The 18,215-nt window shown below is 67.2% G+C and carries 10 protein-coding genes; 3 read left to right on the top strand and 7 right to left on the bottom strand.

Annotated elements, in window-relative coordinates:
• Nucleotides 1-4 precede the first annotated feature (4 nt).
• From LZ005_RS01165 to LZ005_RS01145, 5 genes are all read right to left on the bottom strand, one after another.
• Nucleotides 5-679, bottom strand: coding sequence for a site-2 protease family protein (locus tag LZ005_RS01165; protein WP_237803654.1), 675 nt, complete (start codon nt 677-679; stop codon nt 5-7).
• A 54-nt stretch (nt 680-733) separates the two neighbouring features.
• Nucleotides 734-1,357 (bottom strand): L-threonylcarbamoyladenylate synthase, encoded by a 624-nt coding sequence (locus LZ005_RS01160; RefSeq protein ID WP_237803653.1) that lies wholly within the window; start codon nt 1,355-1,357, stop codon nt 734-736.
• The gene (gene htpX / locus LZ005_RS01155; RefSeq protein WP_237803652.1) at nt 1,354-2,235 is read right to left on the bottom strand and encodes a protease HtpX; all 882 of its coding nucleotides are present in this window, start codon (nt 2,233-2,235) and stop codon (nt 1,354-1,356) included. The genes LZ005_RS01160 and htpX overlap by 4 nt, the downstream gene beginning before the upstream one ends.
• A gap of 101 nt (nt 2,236-2,336) precedes the next feature.
• Nucleotides 2,337-3,167 carry a 3',5'-nucleoside bisphosphate phosphatase gene (locus LZ005_RS01150; RefSeq protein WP_237803651.1) on the bottom strand — a complete coding sequence of 277 codons (831 nt, stop codon included), beginning with the start codon at nt 3,165-3,167 and terminating at the stop codon, nt 2,337-2,339.
• A 38-nt stretch (nt 3,168-3,205) separates the two neighbouring features.
• Nucleotides 3,206-4,084, bottom strand: coding sequence for an alpha/beta fold hydrolase (locus tag LZ005_RS01145; protein WP_237803650.1), 879 nt, complete (start codon nt 4,082-4,084; stop codon nt 3,206-3,208).
• A gap of 115 nt (nt 4,085-4,199) precedes the next feature.
• On the opposite strand from LZ005_RS01145, the gene LZ005_RS01140 reads away from it, so the two are divergent.
• From LZ005_RS01140 to LZ005_RS01130, 3 genes are read left to right on the top strand one after another with little or no spacing between them, the layout of a single operon-like run.
• On the top strand, nt 4,200-4,724 hold the full coding sequence (locus LZ005_RS01140; protein WP_237803649.1) for a gamma carbonic anhydrase family protein: 525 nt from the start codon (nt 4,200-4,202) through the stop codon (nt 4,722-4,724).
• A 3-nt stretch (nt 4,725-4,727) separates the two neighbouring features.
• Entirely contained in the window at nt 4,728-5,663 is a 936-nt protein-coding gene (hslO, locus tag LZ005_RS01135) for an Hsp33 family molecular chaperone HslO (protein WP_237803648.1), read from the top strand.
• Nucleotides 5,663-6,085, top strand: coding sequence for a thioesterase family protein (locus tag LZ005_RS01130; RefSeq protein WP_237803647.1), 423 nt, complete (start codon nt 5,663-5,665; stop codon nt 6,083-6,085). Before hslO ends, LZ005_RS01130 begins: the two co-directional genes overlap by 1 nt.
• On the opposite strand, the gene LZ005_RS01125 is transcribed toward LZ005_RS01130, so the two are convergent.
• Nucleotides 6,082-6,657 (bottom strand): 2OG-Fe(II) oxygenase family protein, encoded by a 576-nt coding sequence (locus tag LZ005_RS01125; RefSeq protein WP_237803646.1) that lies wholly within the window; start codon nt 6,655-6,657, stop codon nt 6,082-6,084. The genes LZ005_RS01130 and LZ005_RS01125 overlap by 4 nt on opposite strands.
• A 100-nt stretch (nt 6,658-6,757) precedes the next feature.
• A complete protein-coding gene (locus LZ005_RS01120; RefSeq protein WP_237803645.1) occupies nt 6,758-18,058 on the bottom strand; it encodes a filamentous hemagglutinin N-terminal domain-containing protein in 11,301 nt (3,766 codons plus the stop codon).
• Between the last annotated feature and the right edge of the window lie 157 nt (nt 18,059-18,215).

Raw genomic sequence — 18,215 nt, 5'->3', positions numbered from 1 at the left:
AGTTTTATCGGAACAGGTAGGTAAGCGGTTGGACCAGGAATTTCACGATGTCGAGCAGCACGCCCATGGCCGGGGCCAGCAGATTGCCCAGCACATTGAAGTAGGACAGCGCGATCAGGCCGATGAAAATGAAGGTCGTGTAGCGCTCGATGCTGGCGAAGCTGCGCGCCAGGTCCATCGGCAACAGCGCCGTCACGATGCGCCCGCCGTCGAGCGGCGGCACGGGAATCAGATTGAACACGCACATGGCGGCATTGGCCAGCACGCCGGCGCGCGCCATCTCGAGGAAGAAGGCTTCGCCCACGCCCATGCCGCGCAGCAGCACCAGCACGATCATCCAGCCCAGGCACATGGCGAAATTGGCGGCCGGGCCGGCGGCGGCCACGAAGCCCATCTGCTTCTTCGGATTGCGCAGGCGGCCGAAGTCGACCGGCACCGGCTTGGCATAGCCGAAGGGCACGCCGATCGGCGACAGGTAGAGCAGCAGCGGCAGCAGGATGGTGCCGAACAGGTCGATGTGGCGCACCGGGTTCAGCGACAGGCGCCCGGCCTGCTCGGCCGTCGGGTCGCCGAAATAGCGGGCCGTGTAGCCGTGCGCGGCCTCATGCAGGGCGATGGCAAACAGGACCGGAATGGCGAACGCCGCAATGGCCTGCACGGAATGGCTGAATTCACTCATAAACGTCGATTCTAACAGAGCCCGGACGGGCGAAGCGGGCCGGGCACGCCCGGCTTACAGGCCGAACGCGGCCGGATCGCCGCGTCCCTGGCGCACCAGCTCGGCCTCGGGCCCGGTCAGGTCGACCACGGTGGTCGGCTCGAGCGAGCAGGCGCCGCCGTCGATGATCAGGTCGAGCTGCTTTTCGAGCTTGTCGCGGATTTCATCGGCGTCGTTCAGGGTGCGCTCGTCGTCGGGCAGGATCAGGGTGGTGCCCAGCAGCGGCTGGTTGAGCTCCTCCAGCAGGGCGTGGGCGATGCGGTTTTCCGGCACGCGCAGGCCGATCGTCTTGCGCGAAGGGTGGGACAGGCGGCGCGGCACCTGCTTGGTGGCCTCGAGGATGACCGTGAACGGCCCCGGGGTGGCCGCCTTCAGCATGCGGAACTGGCGGTTGTCGACGCGCGCATACTCGGCGATCTCGGACAGGTCGCGGCACAGCAGGGTCAGGTGGTGGCGCTCGTCGATGCCGCGGATGCGGCGCAGCTTTTCCACGGCCGCCTTGTCGTCCAGATGGCAGACCAGGGCGTAGCAGGAATCGGTGGGCACGGCGACGATGCCGCCGCCGTGGATGATGGCCGCGGCCTGTTTGATGAGCCGCGGCTGGGGATTATCAGGATGGACTTGAAAAAATTGACTCATGCACGTGCGCCGCGCAGGGCGGCGATCCGCTGTTCCAGCGGCGGGTGCGAGGCGAACAACTCACCCCAGCCACCGCCGCTGCTCGAAATACCCGAGGCGGCCATCGACTTCGGCAGGTCGCCGGCGTGGATGCCCCCCAGACGCATCAGGGCGTGCTCCATCGGCAGCGGCGTGCCCATCAGGCGGGCCGCCCCGGCGTCGGCGCGGAATTCGCGCTGGCGCGAAAACCAGGCCACGATGATGGACGCCAGGATACCAAACACGATGTCGCACACAATCACCGTGATGGTATAGCCAATCCCGGGACCGCTGCGTTCTTCATTCTTGTTGAGGGCCGAATCGACCACCCAGCCGACCACGCGCGAGAGGAAGATCACGAAGGTATTGACAACACCCTGGATCAGGGTCAGGGTCACCATGTCGCCATTGGCCACGTGCGCCACTTCGTGCGCCAGCACGGCTTCGACTTCCTCGCGGTTCATCGATTCGAGCAGGCCGGTGGAGACGGCCACCAGGGCCGAGTTCTTGAAGGCGCCGGTGGCGAAGGCATTCGCCTCGCCTTCGTAGATGGCCACTTCGGGCATGCCGATATTGGCGCGCTGGGCCAGCGACTGCACGGTCTGCACGAGCCACAGCTCGGTCGAGTTCTGGGGCGCCTCGATCACGCGCGCGCCGGTCGACCATTTGGCCATCGGCTTGGACATCAGCAGGGAAATGATGGCGCCCGTGAAACCGACCACCAGCGAGAAGGCGAGCAGGGTCGACAGATGCAGGCCGCGGCCATCGACGGGGCGGCCGATCCCGAGCAGGCTCAGCACGATGCCGAGCACGAGCATGACGGCCAGGTTGGTGAGAATAAACAGCAGAATACGTTTCATGGCTTGCCTCCAAGCTACATTGTTTGGTCGGGCGTTAAGATATAGTCCACTGGCTGAAAAGACAAGGCGGCGCGCACGGTAAAACGCGCCGCGTTTCACCGTTACCAGTCATGCCAGACCGGCACCAGGTCGGCCGGCAGCGGCGGCAGGCCGGCGAAGTCGACGCGCGATTCGCCGGGCCCGTGGAAATCGGCCCCGCGCGAGGCCAGCAGGCCGTAGCGGCGCGCCAGCGCGGCATAGGTGGCGTACTGGTCGGGCGTATGGCTGCCCGTCACGACCTCGACCGCGCGCCCGCCGAGGCTGATAAATTCATCGAACAGGGCCGCCTCGGCCACCGGATCGAGCGGGTAGCGGCCCGGATGGGCGAGCACGGCGACGCCGCCGGCCGCGCGGATCCAGCCGAGCGCCTCGGCCAGCGTGGCCCAGCGGTGCGGCACATAGCCGGGTTTGCCTTCGGCCAGATAGCGCTTGAACACCTCGGCCACCGAGGTGGCCACGCCGGCCTCGATCAGGAAGCGGGCGAAGTGGGTGCGGCTGAGCAGCGCCGGATTGGCCACATACTTGAGCGCGCCTTCGTAGGCGCCCGGAATGCCGGCCGCCGCCAGCTGGGCGCCGATCTCGCGCCCGCGCTGGTCGCGCCCGCTGCGCGTCTTGATCAGGCCATTGCACAGGGCGGTATCGGTTTCGTCGATCTGCAGGCCGACGATGTGCACCGTGTGATTGGCCCAGGTGACCGAGATTTCGACCCCGGCCACAAAGCCCATGCCGAGGCGGCGCGCGGCGGCGCGCGCGGCGGCCACGCCGTCGACCTCGTCATGGTCGGTCAGGGCCCACAGCTCGACCCCGGCCGCATGGGCCAGCGCGGCCACCTGGGCGGGCGCCAGCAGGCCGTCGGAAATCGTCGAATGGCAGTGGAGATCGGCTTTGAGCATGCCAACATTGTACGTCGGCTGGCGCCGCCGCGCCGCCCTCAGCTCTGGAGGAAGTCCTCGATCAGCGTGGCCAGGGCCTCGGGCTGGTCGTGGTGCAGCATGTGGCCGGCCGCCGGCAGGCGCACGATGCGCACGTCGCGCAGGTGGCTGAGGCGGCGGTCGATTTCGTGGCGCGCCTCCTCTTTCGGGCCCATCCACAGCCACATATTCGTCTCTTCGGCCTCGACCGCCAGCACCGGGGCGGTGGTGGCGCGCCAGCAGGCCAGCACCTCCTCCACCTGGTACAGATGGGGGCCATGCTGCTTGTGCACGGGGTCGCCGAGAATGGCCCACTCGCCGGCCTCGTTCTGGGCCGACCAGTGCTCGGCCAGGAAGGCGGCGCGCGCGTCGCTCAGGCGCGGATTGGTCTTCTGCAGGCGCGCGGCCACCTCGGCCAGGCTGGCGTAGCTGCGCATACGCGGCGGGTCCTGCAGCTCGTCGAGCCAGCGCGCGATGCGCTCGGGCGACTGCTCGGGCCGGGTGGCGGCCAGGCCGAAACCCTCGAGATTGACGAGGCGGCGCACGCGCGCCGGGCGCACGCCCGCATAGATGCCGGCGATATTGCCGCCCATGCTGTGGCCGACCAGATTGATCGCTTCCGCGCCCGCATAGTGCTGGATCAGCACCTCGAGGTCGGCGATATAGTCCATGAACCAGTAGGTGTCGGTGGCCGGCCAGTCGCTCAGGCCGAAGCCGCGCCAGTCGGGCGCGATCACATGCCAGTCGCCGCGCAGGCAGTCGACCACGAACTGGAAGGAAGCGGCCACGTCCATCCAGCCGTGCAGCATGAAGATCTTGGGCGCGCCCACGCGGCCCCAGTGGCGCACGTGGTAGTGCAGCCCGCGCACGGGCACATAGTCGGAACGGGAGGCAAGCATGGCTTTCGCTGATAAAATAGAACGATCGTTCGCATTATACCGGCAACGGCCACTTCGTGCCGGACCCGGCGAACGCGTAAAATACGCCCATTCCCAACCACTTCCGCTTCCCATCATGGCTCTGTACCAGCTGGGCGAACACGCCCCCGAGGTGGCCGCGTCGGCCTTCATCGCCGACAACGCCAATCTGATCGGTAAAGTCACCGTCGCCGAGGATGCCTCGGTCTGGTTCGGCACGACCATCCGTGGCGACAACGAGCGCATCACGGTCGGCCCGCGCAGCAATGTGCAGGAGTCGTGCACGCTGCACACCGACATCGGCTACCCGCTGACCCTGGGCGCCGAGGTCACGGTCGGCCACCAGGCCATGCTGCATGGCTGCACGGTCGGCGACGGCAGCCTGGTCGGTATCCAGGCGGTGATCCTGAACGGCGCGCGCATCGGGCGCGGCTGCCTGGTCGGGGCCGGCGCCCTGGTCACCGAGGGCAAGGAATTCCCCGACCACAGCCTGATTCTGGGCAGCCCGGCCAAGGTGGTGCGCACGCTGAGCGAGGAAGAAGTGGCGCGCCTGCGCCTGTCGGCCGCCAGCTACGTGGCCAAGGCCGGCCTGTTCAAGACGGAACTCACCCGCATCGGATAATTCATGAGCAACAAAGACAGTCTCCAGCGCTTCATCTTCGATAACGCCGCCGTGCGCGGCGAATTCGTCGAAATTGCGGACACCTGGCACGAGATCCAGGCACGCCACAGCTATCCGGCCCGCATCAAGGACATCCTGGGCCAGATGGTGGCGGCGGCCGCCCTGCTCTCGGCGAATCTGAAATTCCAGGGCGCCCTGATCATGCAGATCCACGGCGACGGCCCGGTGCGCCTGCTGGTGGCCGAGTGCGACGCCCAGCTGCGCCTGCGCGCCACCGCCAAGCTGGCCCCGGACGCCGAGATCGAGGCCGATGCGCCGCTGTCCGCGCTGATCAATCTGCACGGCAATGGCCGTTTCGTGATCACGCTCGACCCGGACGACAAGCTGCCGGGCCAGCAGCCCTACCAGGGCATGGTGCCGCTCGACGGCGAGGACATGGGCACGATCATCGAAAACTATATGCTGCGCTCGGAACAGCTCGACACGCGCCTGTGGCTGGCCGCCGACGGCCAGGTGGCGCGCGGCCTGCTGCTGCAGAAGCTGCCGCGCCATTCGGGCGCCAGCGAGCAGCCCGAACAGGCAAGCGAAGAAGAAGATCAGGAAACCTGGAACCGCGCCGTCCATCTGGCCGCCACGCTGAGCGAGGCCGAACTGCTCGAGGCCGACATCCAGACCCTGATGAAGCGCCTGTTCTGGGAAGAGACGATCCGCGTGTTCGACCCGGCCCATCCGCAGTTCTTCTGCAGCTGCTCGCGCGAGCGCGTCGGCAATATGCTGAAGACCCTCGGCCGCGCCGAAGTCGACAGCGCGCTGGCCGAACTGGGCGACCTGTCGATCAATTGCGATTTCTGCGGCAAGCACTACGGCTTCGACGCGGTCGACGTGGCCCAGCTGTTTGCGACCGACGGCGTGCACGCGCCCTCGCGCACCCAGCACTGATGCGCGACACGCCGCGCGCGGCCTTTGCCGCCTTCCTCAGTCTGCCCACGCGCTGGCACGACAATGACATCTACGGCCACGTCAACAACGTGGTCTACTATGCCTTGTTCGACACGGCCGTGAACCAGTACCTGATCAGCCATGGCGTGCTCGACATCCATGGCGGCGCGGTGATCGCCTACGTGGTCGACAGCGGCTGCGCCTATTTCCGGCCGATCGCTTTTCCCGACCTCGTGCACGCGGGCCTGCGCGTGAGCAAGCTCGGCAGCTCGAGCGTGCGCTACGAGATCGGCCTGTACCGCAATGACGAGACCGTGCCGGCCGCTGTCGGCCATTTCGTGCACGTGTATGTGGACCGGGCCAGCCAGCGCCCGGTGCCGATTCCGCCGGCCACGCGCGCCCTGCTGCAAACCCTGGCCTAGGCGGCGCCGCCCTCGCGGAAGCAGGGCACGGCCAGCAGATTCATCACCGCGCACACGCGCCGCCCGGCCGTGGCCGGCACGGCGTGCAGCAGATTCCCAGGGAACATTACCATCAGGCCCGGCACGGGCTTGACGGCGATGCCATCGCCAAACACGATGGGCGCGCAGCCGGGTTCCGCTTCGAGATAAACGACGACCGACCAGGCCGAAGGGAAATGGTGGTGCGGATGGGTGTAGTCGCCGCCCTCGTAGATCGCGCCCCAGCAGTCGGACACGCGCACATCGAGATTCAGGCGTTCGAGATCGGCCAGCATGCCCTGGCGCGAGGCCGTGCGGGCGGCCTCCTCGACCAGGCTGATCAGAGGCTGAAAGCGCGGCGTCAGCAAATGGCTGTGCCAGGGGCTCATGTAGACCGCCTGGACATTCGAGGGCGTGCTGTCCGGATGCAGGACGCGCACCTCGTCAATGGCCAGGCGCGCCTGGATCAGCGCGTCGACATGCTGGTTCAGGCCACACCAGAAAACCGGCATGCGGGTGGCCACTTCGATCTGTTTAAGCTCGGGAAGGTCCATTGTTCAAAACGGGAAGCGGATCAGCGGCCCACATGCTAAGCCATCGGCGGCGCGGCGAAAAGGGCGAACAAACGCCCTTCCCTGCCGCATTCCTGCGCGCTCAGTTGCAATAGTTCTTCTTCGGCGCTTCCGGCTTCTTGCTGCTGTCCGGCTTGGCCTCGGTCGCGTCCTTCTTCTCGTCTTTTTTCTCGTCCTTCTTCGGCTCGTCGGCGGCCGGGGCCGGGCCCGGGCTGCTGTCGCCGCTGCTGCTGGCGCTGCTGCTCGAGGCCGGGGCGGCCGCGGCCGGGCTGCTGCTGCCGCCACCGCCACCGCCGCCGCCACTGCCGCTCGCGGCGGGCGCGGCCGGCGCGGGAGCCGGGGTGCTGCTGGCGCCGGCCGGCGGCGTCACCTGATTGACGACGGTGACCACAGTGTCGAGCGCGCTGCCCAGGGTCGGGGCATTGCTGTTGCTGCTCGGGGCCGGCTTGACCACGACTTCGCAGCCGGGTGCGGTCGGGTTGGCGATACAGGTGCTGATCGGCGGCAGCACCACTTCGCAGCCGGTCGCGCTCGGATTAGCGATACAGCTTGCCAGGCTCGGCAACACGACCGTGCAGCCCGGTGTGCTCGGGCTGACCAGGCAGGCGGCCAGCGGCGGCAGCACGACCGGGCAGCCGGGCGCAGCCGGATTGCTGACACAGGCGCTCACGCTCGGCAGCACGGCCGAACAGCCCGGCGTGCTCGGCACGGCGATACAGACCGTCATGCTCGGCAACACGGCCGTGCAGCCCGGCGTCGTCGGCGCGCTGATACAGGCCGACAAGGGCGGCAGCACCACATTGCAGCCCGCCTGGGTCGGATTGAGCGTGCAGCTGGCCAGGCTCGGCAGCACTGCCACGCAGCCGGGCGCGGCCGGGTTGGCGATACAGGCGCCGATACTCGGCAGCACCTGGGCGCAGCCGGGCGCCGTCGGTGCGGCGATACAGGCGGCCATGCTCGGCAGCACCACCGTGCAGCCGGCCGTCGCCGGGGCGGCGATACAGGTCGTCAAGGAGGGCAGCACGAACTGGCAGCCGGCGCGGGTCTTGTCGAGCACGCAGGCATCGACCGAGGGGAACACGGCCTTGCAGCCGGCCGTGTTCGGTGCGGCCAGGCAGGTCTCGAGCTTGGGCAGCACGTACTGGCAACCCGGCTGGGTCGGCGTCGCCGTACACACGCCGATGCTCGGCCAGACGGCGCTGCAGCCGGCCGTGCTCGGTGCAGCCAGACAGGCCTGCAAGCTGGGCAGCACCACCGTGCAGCCGAGCAGATCGGGCTGGCTGATGCAGGCCGGCAGCGAGGGCAGCACTTGCTTGCAGCCTTCGAGGCTCGGATTGGCCACGCAGACATTGATCGACGGTAGCACCACGACGCAGCCCGGCGTGGTCGGCGCCGTCAGGCAGGTGCTGAACTTGGGCAGCACCACGCTGCAGCCGAGCAGGCCCGGATTCATGACGCACGCCTCGATGCTCGGCAGCACCAGCGGGCAGCCGACGGCGGCCGGATTGGCGACGCAGGTCTCGACGGTCGGCAGCACGACTTTACAGCCGGGCAGGCTCGGATTGGCCAGGCAGGTTTCCATGCTTGGCAGCACCGGGCCGCAGCCCTTGGTGGCCGGATTGGCGATACACACCGGCAGGCTCGGCAGCACAACCGAACAGCCCGCCTGGGTCGGCGCGGCGATACAGGCATCCAGGCTCGGCAGGACGACCGTGCAGCCCGGCGTACTCGGCGCGCTGATACAGGTCTGCATCGGCGGCAGCACGACCGAGCAACCGGCCGTGGCCGGGGCGCTGATACAGACGGCCAGCGGCGGCAGCACCAGATTGCAGCCGGCGCGGCTTGGGTCGGCCACGCAAGCGTCCACGCTCGGCAGCACGGCGCTGCAGCCCGGCGTGCTCGGCACGGCCAGACAGGTGCTCAGCTTGGGCAGCACAGCGTCGCAACCCGGAGTGGCGGGCTTGGCGGTACAGGCCGGCAGCGAGGGCAGGACGGCGCTGCAGCCCGCCGTGGTCGGCGTCGCCTGGCAGGTGGCCAGGCTCGGCAGGACCACCGCACAGCCCGGCGCCGTCGGCTGGGCGATACAGGTGGCCAGGCTGGGCAGCACAACCGCGCAGCCATTGGTGCTGGGCGCGGCGATACAGGCGTCCATGCTGGGCAGCACGGCGCTACAGCCCTTGGTGCCAGGCACGGCGATACACACGGTCATGCTCGGCAGCACGGCGCTGCAACCGGGCGTGGCCGGCGTCTTGATACAGGCGTCGAGCGTCGGCAGCACGGCCGAGCAGCCGGCGATGGCCGGGTTGCTCGTGCAACTAGCCAGCGAGGGCAGCACCACCTGGCAGCCGGCCGTGGCCGGGCTGGCGGTACAGGTCGTCAGCGAGGGCAGCACGGCCGAGCAGCCGATGGCGGCCGGATTGGCGATACAGCTGGCCAGCGAAGGCAGCACCACCTGGCAGCCATTGGTGGACGGATTGGCGATACACGCCGTCATCGAGGGCAGCACGTGCTGGCAGCCGGTGGTGCTGGGCTGGGCGATACAGGTGCTCAGGCTCGGCAGCACCACGCTGCAGCCGGGCGTGGCCGGCGTCTTCAGGCAGGTTGCCAGGCTCGGCAGGACGAGATTGCAGCCGACCGTGGCCGGATTGGCGACGCAGGTGGCGATGCTCGGCAGCACCACGCTACAGCCGGCCGTCGACGGGCTCTGCAGGCAGGTGTTAAGCGAAGGCAGCACCACGCTGCAACCGGCGGCGCTCGGATTGGCGATACAGGTGTTCAGGCTCGGCAGCACTACACTGCAGCCCGCCTCGCCCGGATTGGCGATACAGGTCGACAGGCTGGGCAGGACCACGCTGCAGCCGGCCGTGGCCGGCGCGCTGACGCAGGTCGACAAGGCGGGCAGGACTGCACCGCAGCCGGTGCGCGCCGGGGCCTCGAGGCACTGCTCCAGACTGGGCAGCACCACGCTGCAGCCGGTCTGGTTGGGCGCTTGGGCGCAGCTGGCCAGCGAGGGCAGCACGGCGCTACAGCCGGTCTGACCCGGGCTGCTGATGCAGCTGCTGAGCGAAGGCAGGATGCTGCTGCAGCCTTCCAGATTCGGATTGGCGATACAGGTGCTCATCGAGGGCAGTACCGCCGAGCAGCCGGCCGTGTCCGGATGGGCGGTACAGGTCGCCAGCGAAGGCAGCACGGCCGAGCAACCGGCCGTGCTCGGGCTGGCGGTACAGGTGGCCAGCGAGGGCAGCACCACCTGACAGCCATTGGTGCTGGGCGCGCTGATGCAGGTGGCCAGCGTGGGCAGCACGACGGTGCAGCCGGCCGTGGTCGGGCTGCTGATACAGGTTGCCAGGCTCGGCAGCACCTGGTCGCAGCCGCTGGTGCTGGGCGCGCTGATGCACGTCGCCAGGCTCGGCAGGCTGCCGCCATTCTGATTGGCCAGCAGGGTCGCGCCGGCCTTCACCTGCGCGCCACTGGCCACATTGATGGCGGCCCCCGCCTTGAGGGTGACGCTGCCGCCGCTGTCGATGGTGGCCGTGCTGCCGACGCTGAGCACATCCGTATTCTGGCCGCTGCTGCCGGCCTCGAGCGTGATATTGCCGCTGGTCGAGGTGACGCTGCCGTTCACCGTCAAGGGGCTGTGCGCGGTGACCGTGATCGGACCGTTGACACTGCTGACGCTGCCGCTGATCGTGGTGGCGCCGGTGTTGTCGATCGTGATCGCGCCATTGCCGGGCTGGCTGACATTGTGGACCGTCAGCGTGCCGCTATTGGTGATGCTGGTGCTGCTGCTGGTGCCCGTATTGCTGGCGTCGAGCAGGCCGACGGCCGTGCTCAGGCTGATGCCGGCCGCGGCACTGGCGCTCAGGCTGGCGCCGGCGATCAGGCCGCTGCCGCCGATGGCCGCGCCCGACTGCAGATTGACCGCATGCGCGGGCGCGGCCACGGCGCTGCCGAGGCTGATGCCATTGGCGCTCAGGCTGATGTCGCCATTGCTCGTGCTGATCGGCGCAGCCAGGGACAGGCTACCGCTATTGCTCAGATTGACGGTGCCGGCGCCGCCGACCACGCGCACGCCATAGCCGCCCGAGGCCAGGTCCTGCACGGTCAGGCTGCTGGCGGTGTTGCTGATGCTGATATTGCCGGCGCCGGTGTTCTGGGCCTGCAGCGCCGCCACGCTGGTGTTCATGCTGATGCCGGCGCTGGCATCGGCGCGCAGGGTATTGGCGCTGACGCTGCCGCCGGTGTTGCGGATCGCCCCGGCCGCCGCGTTCAGCACGGCGTTGGAGACGCTGATATTGGCGCCGATGTCGATATTGCCGCTGTTCGCCACCAGGGTCAGCGGGCCGGTGAAGCTGAGCGCGCCCGGGGCCAGGGTGCCGCTGGCCTGGGTGATCGAGAGCGCGGCGATCTGGTTGCCGATGCTGCCGGCCGTACGGCTGAAGCTGTTGCTGACGACCACGCTGCCGGCGCCGCCGATGCTGCCGCCGGCCAGGTTCAGGTCGGCCACGCTCAGGGTCTGGCCGCTGCCGATATGGAGGCTGCTGGTGCCGGCCAGCGACAGGGCCAGCAGGCTGAGGCTGCCATTGGCATTGAACAGGCCGCTGCCGGACAGGTCGAGGTAGCCCGCGTTCAGGCTCGAACCGTGGCTCAGGGTCAGCGAGCCGCCTGTCAGAGCCAGGTGGTCATTGCCGAGGAAGACCAGACTGCGCGCAGCCTGGCCCGGGGTCGAAATCGTGATCGTGAACTGGCTCGCATAGTCAGGCACCTGCACGTCTTCGGCATTGGTCGGCACGTGGCCGAGACTCCACTTGCTCGGATCGTCCCAGGCGCCACTGACGCCGCTGGCCCAGGTATTGGTCACACTGCCGCTCGGCATTTTGAACTTGAACAGGCCGCTGCTGCTGGTGTCGATCGCCCCGCCACTAAAGGCGCTGGCGCTGACGGTGGCAAAACTGCCGCTCGGCGTCCCCGCATAGCTGAGCAGGGTATAGCTGTCGTTATTGGTCGGCACATAGCCGCCGGCCGTCTGCAGATTGAGCGTGCCGCCCAGGGTGGCCGCGCCCGAGATCTGCAGCTTGTCGGCCGCCGCGGCCAGGCCGACGTCCATGTTGAGCACGCCGCTGCTGGTGTTGACGAAGGCGCCCGTCAGCGCCAGCGTGCCGGTGCCGCCGACGCCGCCCGGGTTGATGTTGCCGTTATTGGTCAAGGTGGCGTAGCCGCCGTTCATCGACAAGGTGCCGCTGCCGCTGATCGTGCCGGTATTGTTCAGTGCGCTCGAGCTGTAGAACTGGCTGCCGCTGGCGACGTCGATCAGGCCGGCATTGGTGGACAGGCCGCCCACGCTCAGGTAACCGCCATTGGCGCGCAGGGTGCCCGTGTTGGTCAGAGTACTGGCGCTGACCGACAGGCTGCCGCTGCCATTGGTGGCGATGGTGCCGGCATTATTGATCGTGGCCGAGTAGTAATTCGAGATGCCGCCCGAGCCCTGGATCGTCATGCCGCTGCCGATATTCAGGGCCACATTGCTATAGCCATTGCCGTTGGCGTTCAGATAGCCGCTGCTGAGGTTGAAGGTGGCGCTGCCCGGCGTGCTGATGGTCTGGGTGCCGGTGTCCATGAAGTACATGTAGCCGTTGTTCAGATTCAGCACGGCCCCGTCTGCGAGGTTGAGGCCGCCGTAGATGTAGTAGGAGCCGGTCGTGTTCAGGCTGCCGACCACGGTCACGCCATTGAACACGCCGGTGTTCAGCGTATAGCCCTGCCCGCCCGTGACATAGCCGCCATTGATGCGGCCGTAAGACAGGCTCATGCCGGCCAGGCCATTCGCGCCAAACGGGCCGCCCGGACCCAGATTGAGCGGGCTGGCCAGGCTCGAGCCGCTATTGTCGAGCGTGCCGTAGTAGTAGAAATTGCCGTTGTTGCTCAGCGGGCCGATGCTGGCCGGCGTGCCCGACACGTAGTCGTACAGATTGGCGCCGCTATCGACGACGAGCTGGCCGGTATTGGTCCAGCTGCCCGGGTTCAGGTTCAGACTGCCGGCGGCCGCGCGCACCGTGCCGCTGTTATTGAAGCTGCCCGGATTGATCGTCAGCGTGTAGCCGCTGGTGTTGTTGGCGATGATGGTGCCGGCATTGTTAATCGTCGAGGTGGAATAATTGCCGATCGTGCCCGAGCCCTGCACCGTGATGCCGCTGCCGATGCTCAGCGTCTGGCTGCCGTTGTAGCCGGCCAGCAGCGAGCCGGTGCCAAGATTGATCGTACCGCTGCCGCTGATCGACTGGGTGCCGCTGCCGTCGATGTAGAGCGTGTTGCCAGCCATGTTCAGGGTGGCGCCGCCCACGAGGTTCAGGCCGTTTTTGGCGATCAGGTAGTTGCTGCTGCTGACATTGCCGACGATGCCGACGCCGTCCAGGCGCGTGGCCGACAGGGCCTTGCCGCCGGTGCTGGTCAGGTAGCCGCCCAGCAGGGTGCCATTCAGATTGTCGAGACCAGCCGTGCCAAACACGCCGCCGCTGCCGATGTCGAGCGGCTGGGCGCTGGTGCTGGCTGCATTGTCGAGCGTGCCGGTGAAGTTCAGGGTACCGGCCGCGTGCTGGATCGTGCCGAGCTGGGCCACGGTGGCATTGGTCTGCAGGGTCAGGGTGGCGCCGCTGCCGACGCGCAGCACGCCGCTGCCGGTGTTGTTGAGCGTGCTCGGATTCAGGGTCAGCGTACCGGCGCTGGCGTCGATCGTGCCGGTGTTGTTGAGCGTGTTGGCATACACGGTCAGGTAGCCATTGGCGACGTTGTTGCGAATCGTCGCTGCATTGTTCAGCGTGGTATTGCCGGAGTAATAGCCGATCGTGCCATTGCCCTCGACCGTCAGGCCGCTGCCGAGGTTGACGGTCTGGCCGCTCACATACGCATACAGGCTGGCGCCGCCAAGGCGGATGGTGGCGCTGCCGCCGGTGCTGATGGTCTGGGTCGCGCCCTGATTCAGGTAGAGGCTGTTGCCCGCGAGGTCGAGCAGCGTGCCATTCGCGAGGTTCAGGTCGCCATTGATGTAGAGGTTGCCGCTGGCGCTCAGATTGCCGCTCATGCCGACGCCCTCAAAGGTGCCGCCATTGATGGCGATGCCGCCGGTGCTGGTCACATAGCCGCCGACTATCTTGCCGTGCAACTGGGTCAGACCGGCCGTACCGAAGGGGCCGCCTGCGCCGAGGTCAAGCGGGCTGCCGGCGCTGCTCGCATTATTCGTCAGCGTGCCCATGATGTGCAGCGCACCCGAGGCGTGGTCGATGGCGCCCAGGCCAGCCACCGTCGCATTCGGATAGAAGTACAGCACCCCACTGCCCTGCACGCTCAGGCTGCCGCCGCTGCTGCTCCAGTTGCTCGGGTTGACGTACATGGTGCCGGCCGAGACGCGCAGCACGCCGTTGTTGACCAGGGTGGTCGGATTGATGTTGAGCGTGCGGCTGGCGGCGTTCGCCAGGATCGTGCCCTGGTTGATGATGGTGTTGCCGTTGTAGCCCGTGTACACGCCGCCATAGCCCTGCACCGTCACGTTCGGGCCGATCGTCAGGCTCTGGCTGCCAATGCTCTGGTAGGCATACAGGTTACCGCCGCCCAGATCGACCGTGCCGCTGCCCGTCGTCAGCAGACTCTGGCTGATGCTGTCGCTGAAATACAGACCATTGCCATTGAGGCTGAGCTTGCTATTGCCGATCAGGTTCAGGTTGCCGATCACGCTCATATTGCCGCCGACGCCCATGTCGCCGACGATGCTCAGATTCTTCAGCGTGCCGCTGCCGCCGACCACCTGGCCGCCGCTGGCGCTGATATAGCCGCCCTGGATGCTGCCGTACAGATTGGTGAGTCCGGCCGTGCCGAAGGGGCCGCTGGCGCCCAGGTCGAGCGGGCCGGCCAGGGTGCCGACATCATTGCTCAGCACGCCACGCAGATTGAAGCTGCCGGCCGTGTGCGTGATCGTCCCGAGCGCGCTGGCCAGCATGTCCGGATACAGATTGATCGTGCTGTTGGCGCTGTCGGCGCGCAGCTCGCCGGTGTTGCTGAAGCTGCTCGTGTTGATGTTGAGCGAGCCATTGCTGGCCCACAGCAGACCGCTGTTGTTGAAAGTGCTCGGGTAGATCGACAGGCTGCCGCCATTGTTCGACTTGATCGTGGCGGCACTGTTCACGGTGCTCGTATAGCTCTGGAAAATGCTGCCATTGCCCTGAATCGTCAGGTTGGCGGGCAGGTTCAGGGTCTGGGTGGCGCCGCTACCGGCATACAGTGAGCCGCCGCCGAGATTGATGGTGGCGCCGCTGCCGGCCGTGACATTCTGGGTGCCCGCGCCGTTGATGTAGAGCCCGTAGCCATTGAGGTTGAGGACCGCATTGCTGTCCAGGCCCAGGCCATTGTAGATGCTCCAGTTGCCGCCTGCGTTCAGGGTGCCGGTCAGGGTCACGCCATCGAAGCTGGCGCTGCCGCTGAAGGTCTGGCCATTGCTGCTGCTGACATAGCCGCCCCAGATCGTGCCGGTCAGGCTGGTCAGGCCGGCGCTGCCGAACACGCCGCCGGGGCCAAGGTTCAGCGCGGCATTGGCGCTATTGCTGCTGCGGTTGTCGAGCTTGCCCGAGTAGTTGAGGCTGCCGTTGGCATGGACGATATTGCCCAGCTGGGCCACCGTCATGTCGCTGGCCAGATTCAGAGTCGCGCCGCTGCTGACCTGCAGATTGCCGGTGTTGTTCAGCGTGGTCGGGTCCAGATACAGGGTGCCATTCTGCGCGTGCAGCGTACCGCTGTTATTGAAGGTGTTCGTGTAGATATTGAGCGAGCCGCCATTACTGCGGAACACGCCGGCATTGTTGACCACGCTGCCCGTGTTATAGCTCGTGTACATGCTGCCATAGCCCGTCACCGTAACACCTGCGCCGATGTTGAGCGTCTGATTATTGGCGCTCGCGCCCGCGTACAGCGAGCCACCGGCCAGGGTGATCGTCGAGGCCGGCGTGCCGCCAAGGCCGACATTGCCGCTGTCGTTCATGTACAGCGAATAACCGCCGACGTTCAGATTGGCGCCGGCAGCCAGGCCCAGGCCGCCGTAGATACTCAGGTTCGCGCCCTGGTTCAGGGTGCCGCTGATGGTCACGCCATTGAGCTTGGGCGAGCCACTCAGGGCGCGGCCATCGCTGCTGCTCAGATAGCCGCCCGAGATGGTGCCGTACAGGTTCGTCAGACCGGCGCTGCCGAACGGGCCGCCGCTGCCGATGTCGAGCGCGTTCGACGAGGTACTGCCGCTGGCGTCGAAGGTGCCGTACAGATTGAAGCTGCCGGCCGTATGCGCCACCGTGCCCAGACTCGCCAGACTCAGGTTCGGATAGACGTTCAGCGTGGCGCCGCTGGCTACGGCCAGGGTGCCGTTGGCATTGGCGAGCGTGCCGCTGTTGATCGTCAGCGTACCGGCCGTTGCTTCCAGCCGGCCCGTATTGCTCAGGTTGCCCGGATAGATATTCAGGGTCTGGCCGGCCGTGTTGGCGACGATATTGCCGGCGTTGTTGAGCGTCTGGTAGACGTTCAGGCTGCCGTAGCCGCTGAGGGTCAGGCCGCTGCCGAAGTTGACGATCTGGCCCGTGCTGCCGTTCAGATAAACGGTGCCGCCGGTCAGGCTCACCGTGGCGCTGCCATTGCTGCCCACGGTCTGGGTGTTATTGCCAGAGAAGTAGAGGTTGCGGTTGCCGATGGCCAGCGTGGCGCCGTTGTCGAGCGTGAGGCCATTGTTAACCGTCATATTGCTGCCGGTGCTGATCGCGCCGCCGAGGGTCACATTGTCGGCCGTGATATTGCTGCTGGCATTCAGGTTCAGGGTCAGGCCGCTGCCGGTGATGCTGGACCCGCTGCGCATGTCGATCGTGGTGCTGTTCAGGTTCAGCGTGTGGGCGCCATTGCTATTGCTGATGGCAACGGCGCCGCCGGCATCGCTCGTGCCATTGAGCTTGATGATGCCGCTGCCGCCGCTTCCGCCCGAGGTCGAGATCGTGACATTGCTGCCGCCGGCCAGGGCGCTATTGATGGTCGTGTCGCTGATCGAGTTATTGCTGGTCGGCGCGAAGCTGCCGCTGCTGAGGCTGCCGCCGCCCGTGCCATGCACGATGGTGATGTCGGTCGGGTCGAGCAGCCAGGTGCCGGCCGCGCCGCGTGCCGCCGAGGCGTCGATGCGCAGGCCGCTGATGTCGAGCAGATTCTTGCCCGAGGTTTCGATCAGGCCGCCATTGCCGCCGGCGCTGCCCGCGCGCGCTTCGATGCGACCCGCCGCGCGCGTGCTGTCATTGGCCCAGACGATGACCTTGCCGCCATCGCCGCTGCTGCCGCCATTGGCCAGCAGACGCACGCCGCTGGCGAGCTCGGTCTGGCTGGCATTGGCCACGGCGCTGTTGGCGCCCTGGAAGTCGCCACCGACGAGGATGCTGCCGCCACCGGCCGCGCCCGAAACGTCGACCGTGGCCTGATCGCGCAGGCTGACCTGCTCGCCCAGAACCTGAATACTGCCGCCCTGCCCGGCCCCGGTCGCGCTCAGGCGCGCGTCATCGGCGACGAGCGTGCTGCGCGAGGCCTTGAGCAGAATGCGGCCGTTCTCGCCGACCACGGCGCTGTCGGCATTGATGGCGCCACGCTGTTCAACCAGGGCACCGAAAATGCCGACGCGCCCGGCCGCGGCCACCACCTGGCCCAGGTTCAGGGCCTTGTCGGCCGGGGCCGACACCACGACCTGCATATCGGGCTGGGAGGAATCGACGAGCTTGACGCTATGCCCGGCGGCCAGCACCACCTCGCCCTTGGGCGACTGGATCAGGCCATTGTTCTCGACCGTGGGGGCGATCAGGAAGACGCTGCCGCCGGTCGGCGTGATGATGGCGCCCTCATTGCGCACCTTGCCGGCCACGGTGCCGGCGCTGAAGTTAAGCTTCCCCGCGAGGAAGTCCTGATTGCTCAGTTGCAGACTCGAGGCCACCAGGCCATTCACATCGACGCGCGCGCCCTGGCCGAACAGGATGCCGTTCGGGTTGATCAGCACGACCTTGCCATTGGATTCGAGCGCGCCGAGGATCTGCGAGGGGTCCTGGCCGAGGATGCGGTTCAGCACGGCGGAACTGGCGCTCTCCTGCAGGAAACGCGTGACTTCGCCCGGTCGCACCGAGAAGCTCTGCCAGTTGATGATGGTGTTCGGCGTGTTCGTGATCGTGAACACATTGCCCTGCTGATTGAAGCTGGCCTGCCCGGCGACCACGGTCGGCTGGGAGGGCGCGGCCACGGCCGCGACAAAGCTGCTCAGTAACAGGGTGGACAGCACAAGGCGCGGCCAACGCGGCGCGCGCACGGATTCCGGGTGCGAACGGACAGTCATGGTTCTTCTCGCTCAAGCGGCTTGGCTCCCCGGCGTTCTCGAGGCCGGTGGAGTCTGGACACGGGTCACAGATGTCGCTGCAAGATTGATGCCGAGTGGCACTTCCCTCTGGCGCTTGCGTTCAGACTGACAATTTGTGCCCGATCATGGGTTCCCA

The sequence above is a fragment of the Massilia sp. TS11 genome (genome assembly GCF_022012445.1).
GTDB lineage: Bacteria > Pseudomonadota > Gammaproteobacteria > Burkholderiales > Burkholderiaceae_D > Telluria.
Note: the sequence above shows the minus strand (reverse complement) of the source record. Positions and strands in the feature narration are given on the sequence as shown.

Excerpts from the sequence above, each read along its gene's own strand:
- LZ005_RS01150 (WP_237803651.1), bottom strand. The coding sequence starts at position 3,167 with ATGCTCAAAGCCGATCTCCACTGCCATTCGACGATTTCCGACGGCCTG.
- LZ005_RS01130 (WP_237803647.1), top strand. The coding sequence starts at position 5,663 with ATGCGCGACACGCCGCGCGCGGCCTTTGCCGCCTTCCTCAGTCTGCCC.
- LZ005_RS01125 (WP_237803646.1), bottom strand. The coding sequence starts at position 6,657 with ATGGACCTTCCCGAGCTTAAACAGATCGAAGTGGCCACCCGCATGCCG.
- LZ005_RS01140 (WP_237803649.1), top strand. The coding sequence starts at position 4,200 with ATGGCTCTGTACCAGCTGGGCGAACACGCCCCCGAGGTGGCCGCGTCG.
- LZ005_RS01165 (WP_237803654.1), bottom strand. The coding sequence starts at position 679 with ATGAGTGAATTCAGCCATTCCGTGCAGGCCATTGCGGCGTTCGCCATT.
- LZ005_RS01120 (WP_237803645.1), bottom strand. The coding sequence starts at position 18,058 with ATGACTGTCCGTTCGCACCCGGAATCCGTGCGCGCGCCGCGTTGGCCG.
- LZ005_RS01145 (WP_237803650.1), bottom strand. The coding sequence starts at position 4,084 with ATGCTTGCCTCCCGTTCCGACTATGTGCCCGTGCGCGGGCTGCACTAC.
- hslO (WP_237803648.1), top strand. The coding sequence starts at position 4,728 with ATGAGCAACAAAGACAGTCTCCAGCGCTTCATCTTCGATAACGCCGCC.
- htpX (WP_237803652.1), bottom strand. The coding sequence starts at position 2,235 with ATGAAACGTATTCTGCTGTTTATTCTCACCAACCTGGCCGTCATGCTC.
- LZ005_RS01160 (WP_237803653.1), bottom strand. The coding sequence starts at position 1,357 with ATGAGTCAATTTTTTCAAGTCCATCCTGATAATCCCCAGCCGCGGCTC.